Origin of the sequence: Streptomyces sp. NPDC050211, assembly GCF_040656035.1 — a bacterium.
Lineage (GTDB): Bacteria > Actinomycetota > Actinomycetes > Streptomycetales > Streptomycetaceae > Streptomyces.
On record NZ_JBFALC010000014.1, the window covers coordinates 66,426 to 86,641 of the forward strand.

Annotated in this window: 20 protein-coding genes; 9 read left to right on the forward strand and 11 right to left on the reverse strand. The window is 71.3% G+C overall.

What is annotated here, in order from left to right; all coding sequences use genetic code 11:
- Positions 1–26 precede the first annotated feature (26 nt).
- The 5 genes from AB0I98_RS17400 to AB0I98_RS17420 all read right to left on the reverse strand — a co-directional run bounded on the left by AB0I98_RS17400 (position 27) and on the right by AB0I98_RS17420 (position 4,211).
- A complete protein-coding gene (locus AB0I98_RS17400; RefSeq protein WP_362941951.1) occupies positions 27–542 on the reverse strand; it encodes a DoxX family protein in 516 nt (171 codons plus the stop codon).
- Complete coding sequence (locus tag AB0I98_RS17405; RefSeq protein ID WP_362941954.1) at positions 539–1,450, reverse strand: SDR family NAD(P)-dependent oxidoreductase; 912 nt, start codon at positions 1,448–1,450, stop codon at positions 539–541. Before AB0I98_RS17405 ends, AB0I98_RS17400 begins: the two co-directional genes overlap by 4 nt.
- Before the next feature lie 3 nt (positions 1,451–1,453).
- A complete protein-coding gene (locus AB0I98_RS17410) occupies positions 1,454–2,611 on the reverse strand; it encodes a CoA transferase (RefSeq protein WP_362941957.1) in 1,158 nt (385 codons plus the stop codon).
- 63 nt (positions 2,612–2,674) lie between these two features.
- On the reverse strand, positions 2,675–3,445 hold the full coding sequence (locus tag AB0I98_RS17415; protein ID WP_362941960.1) for an enoyl-CoA hydratase/isomerase family protein: 771 nt from the start codon (positions 3,443–3,445) through the stop codon (positions 2,675–2,677).
- Between the two features lie 10 nt (positions 3,446–3,455).
- Entirely contained in the window at positions 3,456–4,211 is a 756-nt protein-coding gene (locus AB0I98_RS17420) for a 3-oxoacyl-ACP reductase family protein (protein WP_362941963.1), read from the reverse strand.
- An 87-nt stretch (positions 4,212–4,298) separates the two neighbouring features.
- Here AB0I98_RS17420 and AB0I98_RS17425 point away from each other — a divergent pair, with 87 nt between their 5' ends.
- The 6 genes from AB0I98_RS17425 (at position 4,299) to AB0I98_RS17450 (ending at position 10,940) form a co-directional block, all read left to right on the forward strand.
- Entirely contained in the window at positions 4,299–5,441 is a 1,143-nt protein-coding gene (locus tag AB0I98_RS17425; protein ID WP_362941966.1) for an acyl-CoA dehydrogenase family protein, read from the forward strand.
- Positions 5,442–5,522: 81 nt separating this feature from the next.
- Positions 5,523–7,013 carry an aldehyde dehydrogenase family protein gene (locus tag AB0I98_RS17430; RefSeq protein ID WP_362941969.1) on the forward strand — a complete coding sequence of 497 codons (1,491 nt, stop codon included), beginning with the start codon at positions 5,523–5,525 and terminating at the stop codon, positions 7,011–7,013.
- Between the two features lie 21 nt (positions 7,014–7,034).
- Positions 7,035–8,627 (forward strand): AMP-binding protein, encoded by a 1,593-nt coding sequence (locus AB0I98_RS17435; protein WP_362941972.1) that lies wholly within the window; start codon positions 7,035–7,037, stop codon positions 8,625–8,627.
- On the forward strand, positions 8,624–9,775 hold the full coding sequence (locus tag AB0I98_RS17440) for a thiolase family protein (RefSeq protein ID WP_362941975.1): 1,152 nt from the start codon (positions 8,624–8,626) through the stop codon (positions 9,773–9,775). The genes AB0I98_RS17435 and AB0I98_RS17440 overlap by 4 nt, the downstream gene beginning before the upstream one ends.
- Positions 9,772–10,176, forward strand: coding sequence for an OB-fold domain-containing protein (locus AB0I98_RS17445; RefSeq protein ID WP_362941978.1), 405 nt, complete (start codon positions 9,772–9,774; stop codon positions 10,174–10,176). The genes AB0I98_RS17440 and AB0I98_RS17445 overlap by 4 nt, the downstream gene beginning before the upstream one ends.
- A 5-nt stretch (positions 10,177–10,181) precedes the next feature.
- The gene (locus AB0I98_RS17450; protein WP_362941981.1) at positions 10,182–10,940 is read left to right on the forward strand and encodes a FadR/GntR family transcriptional regulator; all 759 of its coding nucleotides are present in this window, start codon (positions 10,182–10,184) and stop codon (positions 10,938–10,940) included.
- Between the two features lie 10 nt (positions 10,941–10,950).
- Here the strand turns inward: AB0I98_RS17450 and AB0I98_RS17455 are convergent, their stop codons facing one another.
- The 5 genes from AB0I98_RS17455 to AB0I98_RS17475 all read right to left on the reverse strand — a co-directional run bounded on the left by AB0I98_RS17455 (position 10,951) and on the right by AB0I98_RS17475 (position 15,634).
- Entirely contained in the window at positions 10,951–11,409 is a 459-nt protein-coding gene (locus AB0I98_RS17455) for a nuclear transport factor 2 family protein (protein ID WP_362941984.1), read from the reverse strand.
- A 62-nt stretch (positions 11,410–11,471) separates the two neighbouring features.
- Positions 11,472–12,530 carry a 3-oxoacyl-[acyl-carrier-protein] synthase III C-terminal domain-containing protein gene (locus tag AB0I98_RS17460; protein WP_362941987.1) on the reverse strand — a complete coding sequence of 353 codons (1,059 nt, stop codon included), beginning with the start codon at positions 12,528–12,530 and terminating at the stop codon, positions 11,472–11,474.
- A 161-nt stretch (positions 12,531–12,691) separates the two neighbouring features.
- On the reverse strand, positions 12,692–13,714 hold the full coding sequence (locus tag AB0I98_RS17465) for an LLM class F420-dependent oxidoreductase (protein ID WP_362941990.1): 1,023 nt from the start codon (positions 13,712–13,714) through the stop codon (positions 12,692–12,694).
- The gene (locus tag AB0I98_RS17470; protein ID WP_362941992.1) at positions 13,711–14,847 is read right to left on the reverse strand and encodes an acyl-CoA dehydrogenase family protein; all 1,137 of its coding nucleotides are present in this window, start codon (positions 14,845–14,847) and stop codon (positions 13,711–13,713) included. The genes AB0I98_RS17465 and AB0I98_RS17470 overlap by 4 nt, the downstream gene beginning before the upstream one ends.
- 19 nt (positions 14,848–14,866) lie before the next feature.
- Positions 14,867–15,634, reverse strand: coding sequence for an enoyl-CoA hydratase/isomerase family protein (locus AB0I98_RS17475; protein ID WP_362941995.1), 768 nt, complete (start codon positions 15,632–15,634; stop codon positions 14,867–14,869).
- Positions 15,635–15,725: 91 nt separating this feature from the next.
- Here AB0I98_RS17475 and AB0I98_RS17480 point away from each other — a divergent pair, with 91 nt between their 5' ends.
- The 3 genes from AB0I98_RS17480 (at position 15,726) to AB0I98_RS17490 (ending at position 19,736) form a co-directional block, all read left to right on the forward strand.
- Positions 15,726–16,592: a crotonase/enoyl-CoA hydratase family protein gene (locus AB0I98_RS17480; protein ID WP_362941998.1), complete on the forward strand. Its 867-nt coding sequence runs from the start codon at positions 15,726–15,728 to the stop codon at positions 16,590–16,592.
- A gap of 22 nt (positions 16,593–16,614) precedes the next feature.
- On the forward strand, positions 16,615–18,216 hold the full coding sequence (locus tag AB0I98_RS17485; protein WP_362942001.1) for a GMC family oxidoreductase N-terminal domain-containing protein: 1,602 nt from the start codon (positions 16,615–16,617) through the stop codon (positions 18,214–18,216).
- A 122-nt stretch (positions 18,217–18,338) separates the two neighbouring features.
- Positions 18,339–19,736 (forward strand): family 1 glycosylhydrolase, encoded by a 1,398-nt coding sequence (locus tag AB0I98_RS17490; RefSeq protein ID WP_362942005.1) that lies wholly within the window; start codon positions 18,339–18,341, stop codon positions 19,734–19,736.
- Here the strand turns inward: AB0I98_RS17490 and AB0I98_RS17495 are convergent.
- Positions 19,715–20,215 (reverse strand): MaoC family dehydratase N-terminal domain-containing protein, encoded by a 501-nt coding sequence (locus AB0I98_RS17495; protein WP_362942008.1) that lies wholly within the window; start codon positions 20,213–20,215, stop codon positions 19,715–19,717. The two genes, AB0I98_RS17490 and AB0I98_RS17495, sit on opposite strands and share 22 nt — an antisense overlap.
- Position 20,216: the final 1 nt, after the last annotated feature.

Here is a 20,216-nt window from a genome sequence, read left to right on the forward strand (position 1 = left end):
GCTCACTGCTGCTCTGAACTCGTCGCTCACTGCTCTGGCTCGTCGGGATCATCGGGAGCCGGCCGGTAGCACAGGGCGAGCAGCGCCGCCGCGCTCGCCACCCCGACCCCGGCGGCCAGCACGGCCGGTCCCGCACCCGGACGCCCGCGCCCGAGCAACCCGTCCACCGAATACCGGCCGTTGCCGAGCGCGGCCAGCGCCACCGCCGCGCCGCCCACGACACCGACGTACTCCCAGCCGCCCTTGAAAACGAAGAAGCCCTTACCGCGGTGATCGGTCCGCGCGGCCACCGTCATCAGGCCCACCGTCGCCGCGGCGGGCAGCGGACCGGCGGCGCCCAGCGTGATGGCCGCGCCCGCCGCCATCTCGGTCCCCGCCGCCATCCGCGCGTGCACCTCGGCCGGTCTCAGCCCGAGTGCCTCGAACCAGCCCGTCGTCCCCTTCAGCCCGCCCGGCCCGGCCACCTTGTTCCAGCCGTGCGCGAACAGCATCGGGCCGAGCGTGGCACGCAGGACCAGCGCGGCGGCGTCCTGGCCCTTCACTGACCCACTCCCGTGGCGCGTCCGGCGGGGGCGACACCGTACAACTGGGGTACGGCTTCGAGGAGTTCGTCGTATGTGAGGGCCTTGCCGGACCGGCTGGGGTGGACGCCCGCGACCGTCCAGCCCTGGAGCCGGTTCAGCCGGTTGCCCTCGATGCGCAGGACCTGACCGGTCAGCCAGGCCGCGCTGTCGGAGGCCAGGTAGACGACGACTCCGGAGGCGTTGGCGGGATCGCGCGGGTCGAAGTCGTCGGTGGCCTGCAGGGAGTCGCCGACCGTCAGCCCGTCGGTCATCCGGGTGGCGGCGATCGGCGAGATGGCGTTGGCGGTGACGCCGTACCGGCGCATCTCCAGGGCGGTGAGGACGGTGAGCCCGGCGATTCCGGCCTTCGCGGCACCGTAGTTGGACTGCCCCGCGTTCCCGAACAGCCCTGTCCCCGACGTCGTGTTGATGACGCGGCCGGCGACCCGCTCTCCCCGCTTCGACGCCTCACGCCAGTACGCGCACGCGTGCCGGGTCAGCGCGAACGTGCCCTTCAGATGCACGGCGATCACCGCGTCGAACTCGGCCTCGCTCATCGAGAACAGCATGCGGTCCCGCACGATGCCCGCGTTGTTCACCACGATGTCGAGCCGCCCGAACTCGGCGACGGTGTCCGCCACCATGGCTTCGGTGGCCGCCCAGTCCGAGACCGAGGCGTGGTTGGCGACGGCTCGTCCGCCGAGCTTGGTGATCTCGGTGACGACGTCGTCGGCGGGGGAGTCACCGGTCTGCTCACCGTGCACGCCCGCGCCGAGGTCGTTCACCACCACCGTGGCGCCCGCTTCGGCGAGGGCCAGGCAGTGCGCACGGCCCAGCCCTCGTCCACCTCCGGTCACGATCGCGACCTTGTCGTCGAGGATGCCCACGACCTACCTCCCCAGCTCGTTGAGTATGTCGTCCGTGTGCTCGCCGAGTGTCGGCGCACCGGTGCGCGGCTTGTCGTCAACTCCCCAGAAACTGACGGGAGTCGCGACCGTCCGCAGTGGCGGCGCCTCGCCCATGCCGGGCTGCTCGACGAATGCGCCGACCGCCTCCGCCTGCGGATCGGCCGCCACCTCCGCCAGCGTCTGCACGGGCGCCCACCACACGCCTTCGGCGTCGAACCGCTCCGCCCAGTCGGCCAGCGGCCGCTTCGCGAACTCCTCGTCGAACACGGCGATCAGTTCGCGTACGTGCCCCCGCCGAGCCTTGCCGGTGGCGAACCGCTCGTCGTCCCCCAGGTCCTCACGGCCCAGCGCCTTCAGCACCCCCGGCCAGTGCCGGTTGCCCTCCAGACCGACCAGCCAGAACCAGCGGTCGTCGGCGGCCCGGTAGGAGTTGTAGAGGGGGGACTCGTGCTCGGTACGCGGGCGGGTACGGCCGCGCTTGCCGAAGAAGTTCTGCAGGGCGAGGTCGTTGCCGTTGGCGTACGTCCCGGAGCGGAGCAGCGATACGTCGACCACGCCGCCCTCCCCGGTGCGCTCGCGTCGCAGCAGCGCGGCCAGTACGCCGGCCACCAGGTTCGCCGCGGCCGTACGGTCGCCCAGGCCGGGGCGGATACCGGGCGGTGGCTCACCGGCGGGGTTGAGCATCGCGGCGATCCCGGGACGGGCCCAGAACGCGGAGACGTCGTAGCCCGCCCGGTCGCGCTCGGCGCCCGTCCAGCCGTACCCGGTCAATGTGCCGACGACCAGGCGCGGATGGCGGGCCCGTATCTCGTCGGGGGACAGACCCAGCCGCTCCAGGGCGCCCGGACGGAGGTTGGTCACGAACACGTCGGCGCGTTCCAGGAGTTGCTCCAGGTGCGCCTTGCCGTCCTCCGCCCGCAGATCCAGCACGATCCCGCGCTTGCCCCGGTTGTCCGTCTCGAACGGCGGCGCGCTGTCGATCTCCTGGCCGACATGGCGCAGGGTGTAGCGGTTGGGGTCGCCGGTCGGCGCCTCCACCTTGATCACGTCCGCGCCCCAGTCGGCCAGCATGGTGGCCGCGGCCGGTGCCGCCACCCACATGCCCAGCTCGACGACGGCAATGCCCTCCAGTGGCCGCACGACCCACCTCCACTTCGTCAGATCCGCCAGGCCAGCCAAGTCCGCCAAGCCCGCCAACGCCCGCTAAAAGCCCCGGAATTCACCGGGCCGGCGCTCCCGGAACGCCTTCAGCCCCTCGGCGCGGTCCTCGGTCGAGAACAGCACCGTCACGCTCTCGCGCTCGTACGCGATCGCCGCTTCCAGATCCATGCCGAGCCCGTAGTCGATCAGCCGCTTGCCCGCGGCCAGCGCCAGCGGGGCGCCGGCGGCAAGTCGGCCCGCGAGCGCCTCGGCCGCCGCGAGGGCACCACCGGGCTCGGCCACCTCGTTGACCAGGCCCAGCTCACAGGCCCGCTCGGCGTCGATCGGCTCGCCGGTGAGGATCATCTGCTTGGCGATCGCCGACGGCAGCAGCCGCGGCAGCCGTTGAGTGCCGCCCGCCCCCGGCAGTACGCCGAGCTTCATCTCGGGCAGCCCGAGCAGCGCGCCCCGCTCCGCGACCCGCAGGTCACACGCGAGCGCCAGCTCAAGACCGCCGCCGTACGCGAACCCGTGCACGGCCGCGACGGACGGCTTCGGAAAGTCCTCAAGCAGCGCGTACGTCTCCGTCAGGCACCCCACGAAGGCACGGAACTGCCCGGGCGCCGTGCACGACTCGATCTCCCCGATGTCGGCACCCGCCGAGAAGCCACGCCCCTCGCCGGCCAGCACGAGAGCCCGTACGTCGTCGTTGTGGCGCACGTCGGCGAGGGCGTCCTTCAGCAGGCCGACCGTCTCGGAGCCGATGGCGTTGAGCCGCTTCGGCCGGTCCAGGGTCAACACCGCGATCCGGTCGCGGAGTTCGACACGCAGCACGCTGTCCACCTCAGACCATCGTGAGGCCGCCGCTGACCGAGAGCGTCTGCCCGGTCATGTAGGCGGCGTCGTCGGAAGCGAGGAAGGCGACGACACCGGCGATGTCGGCCGGCTGCGCGATACGGCGCAGCGGGATCGCGCGGGCGGTCGCCTCGTACATCTTCTGGCTGTACTCGGCGACTTGGCCGAGCAGCGCGGTGTCGGTGGGGCCGGGGCAGACGCTGTTGACGGTGATGCCGTGCCGGGCGACCTCGCGGGCCAGCGTCTTGCCGAAGGCGATCACGCCGCCCTTGGTCGCCGAGTACACGGCCTCTCCCGAGGAGCCGACCCGGCCCGCGTCGGAGGCGATGTGGATGACGCGCCCGCCGCCCCGCTCGATCATCGAGTCGAGGACCGCCCGCGTCATGGTGATCGTGCCGCGCAGATTGACCGCGATGATGCGGTCCCAGTCCTCTTCGCGGCTGTCGGTGAAGCGCGCGATGACATCGACGGCGGCGTTGTTGACGAGGATGTCCACCGGTCCCAGCTCCGCGGTCACCCACTCCACCGCGGCCCGCACCGAAGCGCTGTCGGAGATGTCCGCGCCGACTCCCGTGGCGCGGACCCCGTACCGTTCGGCGAGCCCGGTGGCGACCTTGGCGGCGGCCTCCGTGTCCAGGTCGCAGACGGCGATCGAGCATCCGCCGGCCGCGAGCCGGTCGGCGATCGCCTCGCCGATACCGCGTCCCGCCCCGGTGACGAGTGCCACCTTGTCCCGTTCGCTCACGCGCCCTCCCTGTCCCGGCCGTCGATAGAGCGATATCGTATAACTACTTCAGCTAAATAAGCGAGATGTGTGAGTGGGGAGCCGAGCATGCGTCGTACGATCTTCACCGCCGAGCACGAGATGTTCCGGGAGACCGCTCGCTCCTACTACCTGCGCGAATGTGCCCCGCACGCGGAGGAGTGGGAACGGGACGGACAGGTCAGCCGGGCCGCCTGGACGGCCGCGGGCAAGGCCGGGCTGATCGGCTGGCAGTTCCCGGAGGAGTACGGCGGCCAGGGCATCCGGGACTTCCGCTACAACGCCATCATGGCGGAGGAGATGCACGCCACGGGGTCCGTCGGCATCGGGCTCGGGCTGCAGAACGACGTCATCCCGCCGTATCTGACGCACCTCACCACCGCCGAGCAGAAGGCGCGTTGGCTGCCCGGTGTGACCAGCGGCGAGACGATCTGCGCCCTCGCCCTGTCCGAACCGGCCGCCGGATCCGACCTCAAGGGCATCCGCACCACCGCCCGCCGCGACGGCGACGAGTGGGTGATCGACGGCTCGAAGACCTTCATCACCAACGGCATCCTCGCCGACCTGGTCATCGTCGCCTGCAAGACCGACCCCGAGGCCGGGCACAAGGGCATCAGCCTGATCGTCGTCGAGCGCGGCGCCGAAGGCTTCGAGCGCGGGCGCAAGCTGGACAAGGTCGGCATGAAGGCGCAGGACACCGCCGAGCTGTTCTTTCACGAGGTCCGCGTCCCGGCCGAGAACCTCATCGGCCAGGAGGGGCGCGGTTTCTACCACATGATGGGCAACCTGCCGACCGAGCGGCTGGCCATCGCCGTCGCCGCTCTCGCGTCGGCCGAGCGGGCCTTCGAACTCGCCCTGGAGTACGCCAAGACGCGCGTCGCCTTCGGCCGGCCGATCGGCGAGTTCCAGGCCAACCGCTTCGCGCTCGCCGACATCAAGGCGAAGCTCGGCGCCGCCCGGGTCTATCTGGACGGCTGCATCATGGCGCTCTTCCAGGGCGAGCTGACCGCCGAGGAGGCCGCCGCCGCCAAGTACTGGACCACGGAGACCGGTTGGGAGGTCATCGACCGCTGTATGCAGCTCTTCGGCGGCTATGGCTACGTCAACGAGTACGAGATCGCGCGGATCTGGCGCGACAGCCGGGTCCAGCGGGTGTTCGGCGGGACCTCGGAGATCATGCAGGAGATCATCGGGCGCTCGCTGGGACTGTGAGTGCGTCACGCGCATTGATTACCTTCGATAAATAGGTTATCTATTTAAGCGGTAACGTCGGGGCAGCTCGAGGAGGCATCCATGGTCACGGTCGATGTGAAGCTGCACCAGGACAGGGCCGAGCGGGACCTTCCCCGGCCGCGGCTGGTCATCGGCGGCAAGGACGTCACCGACGGCAGCGGGGGAGCGTACGAGCACCGGAACCCCGCGACCGGCCTGATCCAGGCATACGTCCCGCTCGCGGGCGCCACCGAGGTGGACCAGGCCGTGGCCGCTGCCCGGGGAGCCTTCGAGGTGTGGGGCCGGATGCGTCCCGCCGAGCGGCGCCGGCTCCTCACCCGGTTCGCCGGGCTGATCCGCGACCACATCGAGGACTTCGCGGCGATCTGCCCGCTGGAGAACGGCGTCTGCATCGGCGGCTGGGCTTCGAGCGTCGGGCCGCATGTCGCCGAGTGGACCGAGTACTACGCCGGCTGGGCCGACAAGATCGAGGGCATGGTCGGCGCGGCCTACAGCCCGCACGAGAACGTCGAGTACACCATCGCCGAGCCGTACGGCGTGATCGGCCACATCATCACCTGGAACTCGCCCGCGCTGTCGCTGGCGATGAAGGTCCCGCCGTCGCTCGCCGCCGGGAACACGGTCGTGATCAAACCGGCCGAGTCGACGCCCTTCTCCGCGCTGCTCTTCGCCGACCTCGCGCACGAGGCCGGAATCCCGGAGGGCGTCATCAACGTCGTCACCGGGCTCGGCGACGCGGGCGAGGCCCTGGTCTCGCACCCCGGCGTCGACAAGATCTCCTTCACCGGCGGCCCCGCCACCGCCCGCCGTATCATGGCGACCGCCGCCCAGAGCCTCAAGCCGGTCCTGTTCGAACTCGGCGGCAAGTCCGCCAACCTCCTCTTCGCCGACACCGACCTGGACGCCGTCGTGCCGTACTGCGCGGCCTTCGCGATGAGCAACACGGGCCAGGGCTGTGCGCTGCCGACCCGGCTGCTGGTCGAGCGGCCGATCTACGAGGAGGTCGTCCAGCGGGTGACCGGGGTCGTGGCGCACCTGCCCGTCGGCGACCCGCTCAACCCGGCCACGTACATCGGCCCGCTCATCAACGCCACCGCCCGCGACCGCGTCCAGAGCATGATCGACAAGGCCGTCTCCGGCGGCGCGGGACGGCTCGTGCACGGCGGCGAACGCATCGACTCCGAGGGCTACTTCGTCACGCCGACCGTCTTCGCGGACGTCGACAACCGCAGCGACCTCGCCCAGCAGGAAGTCTTCGGCCCGGTGCTGGCCATCACGCCCTTCGACACGGAGGACGAGGCGGTCGCGCTGGCCAACGACACCGAGTACGGACTGTCCGCGTACATCCAGTCCCGTGACATCGGACGCGTCAACCGACTGGTGCCGCGCCTGAAGGCCGGGACGGTCTACGTCAACCCCGGCCCCAACCCGATCAGTTCGCCCACCACGCCCTTCGGCGGCGTCGGCATCAGCGGGTTCGGGCGGGAAGGCGGACGGGCCGGGCTCGACGAGTTCATCAACGTCAAGGGCGTCGGCGTCGGCCGCGTCTGACCGAGCATGGGGAGCAACGACGTGCAGACCTTTCCTGGGGGATTCCCCCCAGACCCCCGCGCCCGCCGCCTGACCTTCGGTGACCTCGTCCGCGAGCACCGCCGGTCCTTCCCGGACGCCCTCGCCCTGGTCGACGGTGAAACCCGCCTGACCTGGCCGGAGTTGGACGAACGCACCAACCGGCTCGCGAACGCGCTCAGCGTGACCGGCGTCGGCCCCGGCGACCGGATCCTGTGGCTCGGCCAGAACTCCTTCCGCATCTGGGAACTGCTCGGCGCCGCCGCGAAGCTCGGCGCCATGGTCTGCCCCGGCTATTGGCGCTGGGCGGCTCCCGAGATGGCGTTCGCGGTGCAGGACTTCGACCCGAAGGTCGTGGTCTGGCAGGACGAGGAGATCGGCGAGACGGTCGGCAAGGCGCGGGCTGAACTCGGCAACGGACAGCGGGCGTTGTGGCTGCGCCGCGACACCGAGGGCCCGGGCTCCTACGAGGACTTCCTGGCTTCGGGATCGGCCGACGACCCGGACACCGACGTCGACCCCGACTCCGCGCTCCTGGTCATCTACACCGCAGCGATCACCGGACGCCAGTCCGGCTCGATGCTCTCCCACCGCAACCTGCTTGCGATGGGCGCGAGCGCCGCCTGGATGGGCGACATCGGCCACGAGACCGCCTTCCTCAGCGCCGGACCCATGTTCCACATCGGCAACTACCAGTTCTGGGGCGTCCCCGCCTTCGTGCACGGCGGCAAGAACGTGATCGTCCGCCGCGTGGTCGCCGAGGAACTCCTGCCGCTGCTGGCCGCCGAGAAGTGCACCCACGCCTACCTGATGCCCCCGACCATCGCCCAGCTCGTCGCCCTCAACCGCGAGGCCGGGCACGACCTGTCGCACCTCCGCGCCAGCGTCGCCGCCCAGGTCTGGGAGGGCATGGTCCCCACCGACGTCAGCCGCTTCACCCGCAACGGCGGTGGGGAGGGCCGCGGCTACGGCCAGACCGAGGTCACCGGCTTCGCCGTCACCGGCGCCTACGGCGGCATGGGCGCCGGCAACGCGGGACGCCCCGGCCCCTACACCGCCGTACGCATCCTCGACGAGCGAGGAGCGGAGTGCGAGGTCGGCGAGATCTGCGTCCGCGGCGACCTCGTCCACCTCGGCTACTGGAACCGCCCCGAGATCAACGAGGAGCGCTTCCGCTTCGGCTGGTGGCACACCACCGACCTCGGACGCCGCGAGCCCGACGGCACGATCAGCTTCCTCGGTACGACGACCCGCATGCTCAAGTCGGCGGCCGAGAACATCTTCCCGGCCGAGGTGGAGAACTGCCTCGAAGCCCACCCGGCCGTGAAGGAGGCCGCCGTGATCGGCGTGCCCAACCAGCGCTGGTCGCAGGACGTCAAGGCGGTCGTGGTCCTCAAGGAAGGGGCGGAGGTCACCGCGGAGGACATCATCGACCACTGCCGGTCCCGGATCGCCTCGTACAAGAAGCCGAAGACGGTCGAGTTCATCGACGCCCTGCCCCGCACGGGCGGCTACGCCAAGGACTACGACACCCTCGACGCCCGTTTCGGCGGCGGCGGTTACCCGGGCGGCGACACGCTCGGCGCGGGACGATGACCGACCGAACGCCCGTCGTCGCGGGCGTGTACGCCACCGAGCAGGCCTTGTCGCTCCCACACCGGGATGCCATGGACCTCGCCCTGGAAGCGGTACGCGGCGCGATCGAGGACGCCGGTCTCACCCCGGCCGACGTGGACGGCGCCCAGGTCGACTGGCCGGGCCCGGGCGGCGTACCCGGCGAGGGCAGCTCCTGGGCCCGCATGCTCGGCCGGGACCTGCGGTGGACCAGCGACTCGATGCTGGACAACGCGGGATCGAGAGGCCTGCTGAAGGCGGCGGCCGCCATCAGGTCCGGATACGCGGACACCCTGGTCGTCGGCGGCTGCAAGCTCGTCTCCCGAGGCACCGGACCGGTCGGCGCCGGGGTGCCGCTGGAGTTCGCGGACGTGTGGGGCAGCTACGTCGTCGCCCAGTTCGCCCTCGTCGCGGCCCGGCACATGCACGAGTACGGCACGACCTCCCGCCAGCTCGCGGAGGTCGCCGCCACCATCCGCAACAACGGCACCACCAACCCGGAAGCGATGATGTACGGCCGCGGCCCGTACACCGCCGCCGACGTCCTCGCCTCCCGCATGGTGGCCACGCCCTTCCACCTGCTGGACTGCTGCATCGTGGGGGAGGGCGGCGCGGCACTTGTGGTGACCACCGCCGAGCGCGCACGGGACCTCAAGCACCCAGCCGTCGCCGTACTCGGCGGCGGCATGGAGTACCACCAGGCCGCGTACGCCAACCCCGCACTCCACCGGGACGTCGGGCAGCTGGGCCGGGACGCGGCCACCCGCGCCTACGCGATGGCGGGCGTGAGCCCTCACGATATCGACGTGTTCTCCCTTTACGACCCCAACTCCTTCGAAATCATCCGCCAGTTGGAGATCCTCGGCCTCTGCGGCGAGGGCGAGGGCGGCCCACTCGCCGCGAGCGGCGCCATCGCCGTCGGCGGCAAGCACCCCGTCAATCCGGACGGCGGCTGCCTGGCGTACGCGTGGAACGGGACGCAGCAGATGACGCTCAAAGTCGTCGAGGCGGTACGGCAGTTGCGCGGCACCGCCGTGCACCAGGTCGAGGGCGCCGAGCTGGCCGTCGTGGGCAACGCCGGGTCTGGAGCCCAGCATTACGAGATGAGCGTGCTGGGGAGGATGCGATGACCGGCAGACCCGTGCCCCAGCCGACGGAGTTGTCGACGCCGTTCTGGGAGGCGGCCCGGCGCGGCGATCTCGTCGTCCCGTACTGCCCCACCTGCGACCTGCGCTTCTTCGTCCCCGAACCCGCCTGCCCGGGCTGTATGGCGAAGGACTGGCGGTATGCCCCCAGCGCGGGCCGGGGCACCGTCTACTCGGTGACCGTGGTCCACCGCGCGCCCGGCCCCGGCTTCGACAGGCCCTTCGCGCTCGCCGTGATCGACCTCGACGACGGGGCCACCCTGCTGACCCACGTCGATGCCGGCGACCCCGACAGCGTCGTCATCGGCATGCGGGTCCGAGTCGACTTCCGCCCGCTCACCTCGGAGATCACCCTGCCGTACTTCGTACCGGACTCCGGTGACTGAAGGAGATGGACGCCGTGACGAACACGCCGGTACGGGTACCCAAGATGGCCGAGCTGGTCGCGGCGCAGCTGCGGCGGATGATCGTACGCGGGGAACTCGCCGAAGGAGACGCGCTGCCTGCCGAGACGGCGCTCATGGAGGAGTTCGCCGTGTCGCGGCCGACGCTGCGCGAGGCGTTCCGGGTGCTGGAGTCGGAGGCGCTGATCAGCGTGCGCCGGGGAGCCCGGGGCGGGGCGCGGGTGCAGGTTCCGGAGGGCACGGTGGCCGCCCGATACGCGGGCGTGGTCCTGGAGTACCGGGGCACGACCCTCAAAGACGTGTACGACGCGCGTACGGTGATCGAGGCGCCCTGCGCCGGGCTGCTGGCCCAGCGTCGCACGGACGAGGACCTTCAGCGGCTGCGGTCGGCGGTCGCCGAGGCCGAGCGGCTCATGGACGATCCGTCGGCGTTCATCCGCGCCCATATGGAGTTCCACGCCCTCGTCGTCGAACTCGCCGGCAACCAGACCCTGACCGTCCTCAACGGCATGGTCCGGCACATCATCGACCAGGCCAACTGGTCCCATGTCGACCTCGACGCGGGCAGTGCCGAGAACGTCCGGGCCAACCGGCGGGGCTTCCGCGCCCATGTCGCCCTCGTCGACCTGGTCGAGGCCCGGCGGTCCGAGGCCGCGGAGGAGCTGTGGCGGGTGCACCTGCAGGAGGCCGAGGACTATCTGCTGCAGAACAGGTCCATGACGACCGTCCTTGACCTGCTCGGCTGAGCCGCGCCCCTCATACGGGATCGGCGGGCGGCGGCGGGGGAAAGGCCGTGCCGCCCAGCCACACCGGAGTCACCCGCACACCGCTGATGCGCCACTGGCCGCCCTCGCGGAGGTAGGTGTTGTCGTACCAGCCGCCGACCGACCACCAGTGGGTTGGATCGGCCTCTTCCGGCAGGTGGACGGCGTGGAGGTACGAGCGGGAGGCCGCCTCGTCGTCGTCCACGGTGATCTGATGGTTCGTGCTGATGTGGTGGGTGCGGTGGTAGCGGCCGAGGTCCCTGGCCACCAGATCGGCGAGTCCCGCGCGCCCCTGGTGCACGAGGCCGGGCAGTTCCAGGGTCCCTTTCTCGGTGAACAGGGCCGCATAGCCCTCGAAGTCCTTCTCGTCGAGGCGACTCGCGAAGGCCACCAGCAGGTCGCCGATGGCCATACGGTCGAGGAGCAGGCGCACGTCAGCGTCAGTGGGCATCGTCAGCGAGACCTTTCGCGAAGGTGGATGTGCAGGGGGATGCGGAGGTGGAGGCGGCGGGGTCAGGCGCCGCGGAGCAGGGCGGCGTAGAACGTCAGCCCGGGGCCGAAGGCCATCGCCAGGCCGTACTGCCCGGCGGCCAGCGGTGTACGGATCTGCAGTTCCCGTATCACCAGGGGCAGGCCCGCGGAGGCGCAGTTGCCGTACTCGCGCAGGACCGACCGGGAGGCGGCGACCGCGTCGGGGGTGAGGCCGAGGCTGCTTTCCACGGCGTCGATGATGCGCCGCCCGCCCGGGTGCACCGCCCACCAGCGGACGTCGGTGAGGCTCAGCGAGTGGCATGCCAGCAGCCCGCCGACCGCGTCCGGGACCAGCCGTTCGAGGACGGCGGGCACCTCCGGCGACAGGCCCATCCGGAACCCGTGATCCCCCACGGTCCACAGCATGTGGTCCTCGTGCTCGGTGTCCGTGTGCGCCAGCACGTCCACGATCCGCAGACCGGCGCCGCCGTCGGCCGGCGCGTCCGGCTGGACGACGGTGGCGGTGACCGCGTCGCCGAACAGGACGTGCACGACGACCTGGTCGCCGTCCCACGGCGGGGGTTGCAGGTGCAGCGACGACAGTTCGGCGTTGAGCAGCACGGCCGGGCGCCGGTGGAGGCGTACGTAGTTGGCGCAGGCGGCCAGCGCGGGCAGTGCCGCGAAGCAGCCCATGTGGCCCACGAGGAGCCGCTCCACGTGCGGTGACATCCCCACGTCGCGGGCGACCCGGGTGTCCAGGCCGGGCGCCGCGTAGCCGGTCGAGGACGCCACGCACAGCAGGCCCACGTCGGCCGGGTCCACCCCGGTGGCGTCCAGGGCCGAGGCGACGGCATCCTTGCCCAGCGGCAGCGCTTCCTGCAGATAGCGGCGCATGCGTGCGGCCGTGGACCAGTCGCTGATGTCCTCCAGCAGCGGGCTCACCGCCAGGTGACGCCGCGTGACGCCGGAGTGCGCGGCGATCCGGGCCGCGACCCGCTGGTTCGGGCTGCTGGCCCGCAGCAGGTCGACGACGTCCTGCTGACGGCAGGCGATCGCCGGCAGCGCCGCACCGAATCCGGCGATCACCGATGACTCAGACATGCGCACCAGGTCCTTCCGCCGGCGACTGATCGAACAGCCTAGGGCGAGTGATCGCGGTGGCGGAGAGGCGCGCGGGGGCACTGTGGATCAGGGCGCGGTGGGCGTGAGCCGGAGTGAAGGGCGTGCTTGCGGCGTGCGGGCGGATCACCGAGCCCGGCCGGTCAGCTGCCGCGCAGCTCCTGCACGATCGGTTCCCACACCTCGGCGTCGATCTCGTACGCCGTGTAGAACGACACCCGGTCGACCAGCGCGCCGTACCGCCGCCGGATCTCCGCCGCCACCCGCTCCGGCTCGGCCACCACCGCGAAGGTGTGCAGGACCTCGTCGTCGACCAGCCCGCCCATCGCCTCCCACTTGTCCTCGCGCGTGGACTTGGACAGCGCGTGCAGTTCGTCGCCGAGGTCGCCCCAGCCGTGCAGTTCCAGGACGCCGCGATAGGCGGGTGTGCTGCCGTAGAAGGCGATCTGGCGGCGGGTGCCGGCCACCGCACGGGCCATTTCCTCCTCGGTGCGGCCGGTGGCGGTGAGGAGGAGATGGCTGACGGAGAAGTCCTCGCGGCTGCGGCCGGACTGGGCGAGCCCGGCTTCGGCGGTCGGCAGCGTGACCTCCCGCAGATACCGCTCGGTGGTGAAGCCGTGGGCCAGGAGGCCGTCCGCCACTTCGCCCGCCACGCGGGTCATCGCCTCGCCGACGGCGGCCACGAACACCTTCGGCGCCCCTCCAGGTGCGGGCGGCGGAGAGAAGAAGGGGGCCATCAGGGTGTGCGTGTAGAAGTCGCCGCGGAAGTCGAGCTTCGTGCCGTCGTTCCAGGCCGCCCAGATGGCGTGCAGCGCACTCACGTACTCGCGCATCCGCGCCGCGGGCCTGCTCCACGGCATCGAGAACCGTCGCTCGATGTGCGGCTTGATCTGGCTGCCGAGGCCGAGGGAGAAGCGGCCGTCCGCGTAGGTCTGGAGGTCGTGCGCCGTGTACGCGAGCTGCATGGGGGAGCGGGCGAAGGCCACCGCGATGGCGGTGCCGACCTCCAGGCGGTCGGTGTGCTCGGCCGCGAGCAGCAGCGGCAGGAAGGGGTCGTGCTTGGACTCCGAGGCCCACAGGCCGTCGTAGCCCGCCTTCTCGTGGTGCCGTGCCTCTTCGACGACCTCGGTGGTGCGCCATACGTTGAGCTTGCCGTCGACCTTCATGCCGCTCCCTGGACTCGGATGACGCGCTGTGCGAGGCGTTCCCGGTGGTAGGCCGGGTCGCCGAACAGCAGTTGTGAGGTCTTGGCCCGTTTCAGATAGAGGTGGGCCGGGTGTTCCCAGGTGAAGCCGATGCCGCCGTGCACCTGGATGTTCTCGGCGGTCGCCTGGAGACAGGCGTCGGAGCAGAAGGCCTTGGCCAGGCTTGCCACGGCGGGTAGTTCGGGGTCCTCGGCGTCGGCGGCGAGCAGCGCGTAGTGGGCGGCGGCCCGGGCCGACTCCACCTCCAGGAGGACATCGGCCAGCAAGTGCTTGACCGCCTGGAAGGAACCGATGGGCCGCCCGAACTGGTGCCGCACCTTCGCGTACCCCACGGCCATGTCGAGCGCCTGTCCGGCCACCCCGACCTGCTCGGCGGCCAGGGCGACGGCGGCCCGGTCGAGCACCTCCGACACCAGCCGCCATCCGTCGTCGCCGTGCGCACGCAGCCGGGTCGCCGGTACGTCGTCGTAGTCGAGGCGGGCCTGGCGGCGGGTCGGGTCCATCGTGGGCAGGGGGTTGCGGGTCAGGCCGGGTGCGTCACCGTCCACGCAGAAGACGCCGATGCCGTCGTCGCCGGTGCGGGCGACGGTGAGGACGACGTCGGCGGTGGCTCCGTCCAGGACGAAGGTCTTGTGGCCGCTCAGGCGCCAACTTCCCGCCGTTTCCCGCGCGGTGAGACGCACCCCTGCGGCGTCCCACCGCGCGGAGTCCTCGGTCAGGGCGAGCGTCCCGACGAGTTCGCCGGAGGCCAGGCCGGGCAGCAGGCGTTTGCGCGCGTCCTCGTCGTCGCAGCGCAGCAGCGTGGTGGTCGCCAGGACGGCCGAGCCGAGGAACGGCGCGCAGAGCAGCGAGCGGCCCAACTCCTCCATGACCACGCCCACTTCGACCGGTCCGCACCCGGCGCCGCCGTACTCCTCGGGGACCGCGAGCCCCTGAAGGCCCAGCTCCGTACCCATCCGGCGCCACAGCGCCCGGTCGAAGCCTTCGGGGGTCTCCATCAGCCGCCGCACCTCGGTCTCCGGCGAGGTGTCCGCCAGGAACGCTCTTACGGTGCGGCGCAGTTCCTCCTGCTCCTCGCTGAATGCGAAGTCCACGTGCCTGCTCCTGTTCCGCTCAGCGGGCGCCGCGCGCGGCGATGATCTTCTCGACGGCCGCGATGTGCTCCGGGTCGGTCATGCTGTCCTGCTCGGCGAGCAGCGCCGGTTCCAGTACTGCGGCGATCGCCTGCTCCAGGTGGAGGTTCACCGCCCGCTTGGTCTCGCGCAGCGCCTTGACGGGCAGCGTGGCCAGGCGCTGAGCGAGGTCCATGGCCTCGGTGAGGATCTTGTCCTTCGGTACGACGCGATTGGCGACGCCCAGCCGGACCGCCTCCTCGGCGCTCACCCGGTCGCCCAGGAACAGCAGCTCCTTGGCGCGGGTCAGCCCGACGAGCAGCGGCAGTACGAGCGCGCCGCCGTCGCCCGCGACGAGCCCGACCTGGACGTGCGGGTCAGCGATGTAGGCGTCGTCGGCGATCAGTACGAGGTCGCTGAGCAGGGCGAGACTGCAGCCGAGGCCCACCGCGGGCCCGTTCACCGCCGCGATGACCGGCAGCGGGCAGCGGACCATGCCGGTGATGATCCGGCGGGCCTCGTCGACGTTCTGCTCCCGGAAGGCCGCGTCCTGCTGGACCCGGGTCATGATGCCGAAGTTGCCGCCCGCGCTGAACGCCCGGCCCCGCCCGGTGAGGACGACGACCCGCGCTTCCGGATCGGTTGCCACGTCCTCCCACACCGACGCGAGACCGGCGTGCAGTTCCTCGCTCATCGCGTTGAGCTGCTCGGGCCGGTTCAGCTCGACCAGCCGGACCGGCCCCCGGGCCGTCACCACCAGATCCGTCATCTCCACCGCCGTCGACCGCTTGCTAATGAGTCAGTAGAGTTGAATGCTATAACTAATTAAGCTGACTGGGAACCGAGCGCGGAGGGCATGTATGCCGGAGCAGGAGTACGAGACCGTCACGGCGGAGTCGGCCGACCGGATCCTCACCGTCACGCTCAACCGGCCCGAGAAGCTCAACGCCTTCAACCCACGCATGATGCAGGACCTGCTGGACGTCCTGGACGCGGCCGACGCCGACGACGACGTGCGGGTGATCGTGGTGACCGGGGCCGGGCGGGGCTTCTGCGCGGGCGCCGACGTCAGCGCCGGCGGCGGCTCCTTCGACCACCGCAAGGCGGGTGCCTGGCACCGGGACACCGGCGGCCGGGTGGCGCTGCGCATCTTCTCTTCGGCCAAGCCGGTCATCGCCGCGATCAACGGCCCGGCGGCCGGCGTCGGCGCCAGCATGACCCTGCCCATGGACATCCGGCTCGCCTCGACCTCGGCGAAGTTCGGCTTCGTCTTCGCGCGCCGCGGCATCGTCCCGGAGTCCGCCGCGAGCTGGTTCCTGCCGCGCGCGGTGGGCATGCAGCGGGCGATGGAGTGGGTGGCCACCGGCCGCGTCTTCGGCCCCGACGAGGCGCTGGCCGCCGGGCTCGTACGCTCCGTCCACCCGCCGAAGGAGCTGCTCCCGGCGGCGTACGCCCTCGCGCGCGAGATCGCGGAGAACACCTCGGCCGTGTCGGTCGCCCTGGCGCGGCAGATGATGTGGCGGATGCTCGGCGAGGCCCACCCCATGGCCGCGCACCGCCTCGACTCACGGATCATGAGCCAGATCGGCGGCGGCCCGGACCCGACGGAGGGCATCGAGTCCTTCCTCGCCAAGCGCCCGCCGGAGTTCCCGGCGAGGGTGAGCAAGGACATGCCGCCGGTGTATCCCTGGTGGCAGGACGAGGAATTCCGTCCCTTCGACGCGTAGGCCGCAAGCACCGGGAGGTGTGATGACGACGTTCGACTACATCGTGGTGGGGGCCGGTTCGGCGGGGTGCGTGCTCGCCCACCGCCTCTCTGAAGACCCGGGGACGACGGTCCTGCTGATCGAGGCGGGCGGCCGGGACGCGACCGGGCTGATCAAGATGCCCAAGGGGTTCGGCAAGCTGCTGGGCGACCCCCGGTACGCCTGGCACTACCCGGTGGAGCCGGTGGGCCCGACCGGGCGGGTCGAGCATTGGGTGCGGGGCCGCACGCTCGGCGGATCGAGCTCGGTCAACGGCATGGTCTACAACCGCGGCGACCGGGCCGACTACGACGAGCTGGAGCGGCTCGGCAACCCCGGCTGGGGCTGGGACACCATGCTCCCGGTCTTCCGGCGGATCGAGGACAACGCGCTCGGTGCCTCCGAAGTCCGGGGCGCGGGCGGGCCGTTGCACATCTCGACCGCGTCGCGGCCGGAACCGCTCTGCGAGGAGGTGATCGCCGCCGGGACCGGACTCGGCTGGCGCCGCACCGACGACCTCAACGCGAGCGACGACGAACGCATCGGCTATGCCATGGCCACCATCAAGAACGGGCAGCGCTTCAGCGCCGCCCGCGCCTTCCTCCACCCGGTCGCACACCGACCCAACCTGACCGTCGCCGTCGACACCCTGGTCACCGCCGTCGTCACCGAGAAGGGCCGGGCTGTCGGCGTACGGACCCGCAGCAAGGGGCGGCAGACCGAGGTCCGCGCCCGACGTGAGGTGATCCTCTCCGCCGGCAGCATCGCCACGCCGAAGATCCTGCAGCTCTCGGGCATCGGCCCGGCCGAGACGCTCAAGGCGGCCGGCGTCGACGTCCTGGTCGACAGCCCGCACATCGGCGGCAGGATGCGCGAGCATCGCTGCTTCGTTGTCCAGCATCGGCTGCGGGACAACCTCGGCTACAACAAGGCGCTGAGCACCCCGCTGCGACAGGGCCTGTCCGGCGTGAAGTACCTGACCACCCGCCGGGGACCGCTGGCCGCTCCGGCTTTCGACGTCATCGCCTTCTTCAAGAGCCGCCCCGAACACGACCGCCCGGACGCCCAGTTGCTCATGGCGCCGGTCTCCCTGACCCCGGAGATCCCCGGCAAGGAGCCCGGAGTCGAGCGCGAGCCCGGCGTGATGGGCCTCGGCTACATCCTGCGCCCCACCGCCGAGGGAAGCCTGCACATCACCTCGGCCGACCCCGAGGCACCCCTGACGATCACGGCCAACTACTACGGCTCCGACCACGACCGCACGGCCGGCACCGCCCTGTTCCGCAGGATGCGCGAACTCTTCGAGACCGCGCCGATCTCCGGGCGGATCACGGCCGAGACCCTGCCCGGCCCCGCCGTGCGGGAAGACCAGGAGATCATCGACGCGGGCCTCGAGCACGGGCGCTGCGGCTACCACGCCATCGGCACCTGCGCCATGGGCCCGGCCGAGGACGACGCCGTCGACGCCCAGCTGCGCGTGCGCGGCATCGAGGGCCTGCGGGTCGTCGACTGCTCGGTCATGCCGACGATGGTGTCCGGCAACCTCAACGCACCGATCATGGCGATGGCCTGGCGGGCGGCCGACCTCATCCTCGAGGGGAAGTGATCACCATGGCCGGTTCGAAGAGATCTGGCTGAAACATTGTCGTAGTTTCCCCGAAGTGTTAGCGTCCGGACGGCGAGCATTCAGTTGAATGCGCTAAACCATTCATCGCCTGGACGGTGACCATGAGCGATGGTTCTCTGTACGACTCCTACCGCGGCGTCGACTGGGGTACGGCCACCGCGGACGCCCTCGCGGCGGCCCCGCTGCCCCCGCCCGTCCAGGGCGGACACTTCCGGCAGTGGACCGACGACATCCGGCAGGTGCTCGGTGCCGCCCCCACGACCCACCGAGCCGTGGCGGGCTGGCCGCAGCTCCAGCCCGAGGGGCCGGGCCTGTGGGACCGGACCGCCCTCGACCGCTGCGACCGCGCCCTCGACTCCCTGCTCGCGCTCGGCCTGAAGCCCAGCCTCACCCTGCTCCATCTGTCGCTGCCTCCGTGGCTGGACGCCTCCGGCGGCTGGCTCGTACGCGACACCGCGAACCGCTTCGCCGAGTACGCCGCCGAGATGGGCCGCCGCTTCGGAGACCGGGTCGACCGCTGGATCACCTCGACCGACCTGGCGAGCCCCACGCTCGCGGACCATGTGGCCGGAATGTATCCCCCGAGCCGTGGCATCGGCAGGGCGGGACTGCCCGCGGTCCACCACCTCCTGCTCGCCAACGGGCTCGCCACCCAGGCACTGAGGGCGACCGGCGCGCGCGGCCCGATCGGCACCACCGTCACCCTCGTCGGCGGCTATGCGGCCACCGACGACCCGTACGACCGCCTGGCCGTGGAGCGGCTGGAGAGCTGGACCAACCGCATGTTCCTCGACCCGATGCTGCTCGGCGAGCACATGGTCACCGAGGACGACATCTCACCGGTCGAGGCCACCGGCTGCGTACGCCCCGGCGACCTGGACACCATCGCCACCGCGCAGGACCTGCTGAGCCTGTCCTGGTACACCCCGTTCCGCGTCACCGCGCCGGAGAACCTGCCCAGGGCGCTCCCGGTGATGAAGTGCCTCGGCGCACTCAACGAGGTGAACCGGCTGCTCGTCGGCCTCGGTCTCGCCCTGATCCCCTTCGACGACGTGGAGACCACGGCGTACGGCTGGCCGATCCTCCCCGAAGGCCTCGCCGATGCCGTCGCCGCCCTGCACGACCTGTACGGCGACCTCCTGCCGCCCCTGTCGATCGTCGACAACGGCATGGGCGACCTGGACCTCGTCGACCACCGGGGCCGCCGCGACGACGCCCGGCGCCGGGCGCTGCTCGGGGCCCGGCTGTCCTGGCTGGCCCGGGTCGTGTCGCGCGGAGTCGACGTGTGCGGCTACGAGTACTGGTCGGTGCTCGACAACATCGAGGCGAAGCTCCGCTACACCCGCCTGTACGCGATGGGCGTCCCCGACCGCACACCACCGCCCCGTCCGCCGATGCCCGCGGACTGGGTCCACGGGGGAGCGTTCGCACCCGCCCCCACCGGCTCGCCCACCGGACTCCACGCGGTGCCGAGGGCTCAGGGCGCCGGAGCCTCGTAGTCCCTGCCGCGGATCAGCCGCACCGGCGTGTAGACGAGCACCTCCTCGTCGCGCTGGTTGCGCACGGAGATCCGGCTGGTCACCACACCCCGGCCCGGCTTGCTGGACGGCCGCGAGTCCGTCGTCTCGACGACGGCGTACAGCGTGTCACCGACGTACACCGGACCCTTGACCGTCAACTCCATGTGCAGGAACGCCAGGCCCGTGCCGTGCAGGACGTTCGTCTGCAGCACCAATCCCTCGGCGAGGCAGTACGTCAGTCCGCCCGGCACCAGCCGGCCGGTGTAGCCGCCGTCCGCGGCGTGCGAGGCGTCCCAGAAGAGCGGCTCGGTGAAGCCGCCCCAGGTGACGAAGTTGACCAGGTCGGTCTCGGTGACGGTGCGGCGGGCGGTGCGGAAGATCTGCCCGACGGGCATCTCCTCGTACGTCAACCCCCGGACGAGCAGGGGGACTTCACTGATGGTGGACTCCGATGTCATC

Bases quoted from the DNA above. Each gene is read 5' to 3' on its own strand.
- AB0I98_RS17440 (WP_362941975.1), top strand. From the start codon at position 8,624: ATGACCGACCGAACGCCCGTCGTCGCGGGCGTGTACGCCACCGAGCAG.
- AB0I98_RS17450 (WP_362941981.1), top strand. From the start codon at position 10,182: ATGGACGCCGTGACGAACACGCCGGTACGGGTACCCAAGATGGCCGAG.
- AB0I98_RS17490 (WP_362942005.1), top strand. From the start codon at position 18,339: ATGAGCGATGGTTCTCTGTACGACTCCTACCGCGGCGTCGACTGGGGT.
- AB0I98_RS17425 (WP_362941966.1), top strand. From the start codon at position 4,299: ATGCGTCGTACGATCTTCACCGCCGAGCACGAGATGTTCCGGGAGACC.
- AB0I98_RS17485 (WP_362942001.1), top strand. From the start codon at position 16,615: ATGACGACGTTCGACTACATCGTGGTGGGGGCCGGTTCGGCGGGGTGC.
- AB0I98_RS17465 (WP_362941990.1), bottom strand. From the start codon at position 13,714: ATGAAGGTCGACGGCAAGCTCAACGTATGGCGCACCACCGAGGTCGTC.
- AB0I98_RS17445 (WP_362941978.1), top strand. From the start codon at position 9,772: ATGACCGGCAGACCCGTGCCCCAGCCGACGGAGTTGTCGACGCCGTTC.
- AB0I98_RS17460 (WP_362941987.1), bottom strand. From the start codon at position 12,530: ATGTCTGAGTCATCGGTGATCGCCGGATTCGGTGCGGCGCTGCCGGCG.
- AB0I98_RS17455 (WP_362941984.1), bottom strand. From the start codon at position 11,409: ATGCCCACTGACGCTGACGTGCGCCTGCTCCTCGACCGTATGGCCATC.
- AB0I98_RS17480 (WP_362941998.1), top strand. From the start codon at position 15,726: ATGCCGGAGCAGGAGTACGAGACCGTCACGGCGGAGTCGGCCGACCGG.
- AB0I98_RS17475 (WP_362941995.1), bottom strand. From the start codon at position 15,634: ATGACGGATCTGGTGGTGACGGCCCGGGGGCCGGTCCGGCTGGTCGAG.
- AB0I98_RS17495 (WP_362942008.1), bottom strand. From the start codon at position 20,215: ATGACATCGGAGTCCACCATCAGTGAAGTCCCCCTGCTCGTCCGGGGG.
- AB0I98_RS17430 (WP_362941969.1), top strand. From the start codon at position 5,523: ATGGTCACGGTCGATGTGAAGCTGCACCAGGACAGGGCCGAGCGGGAC.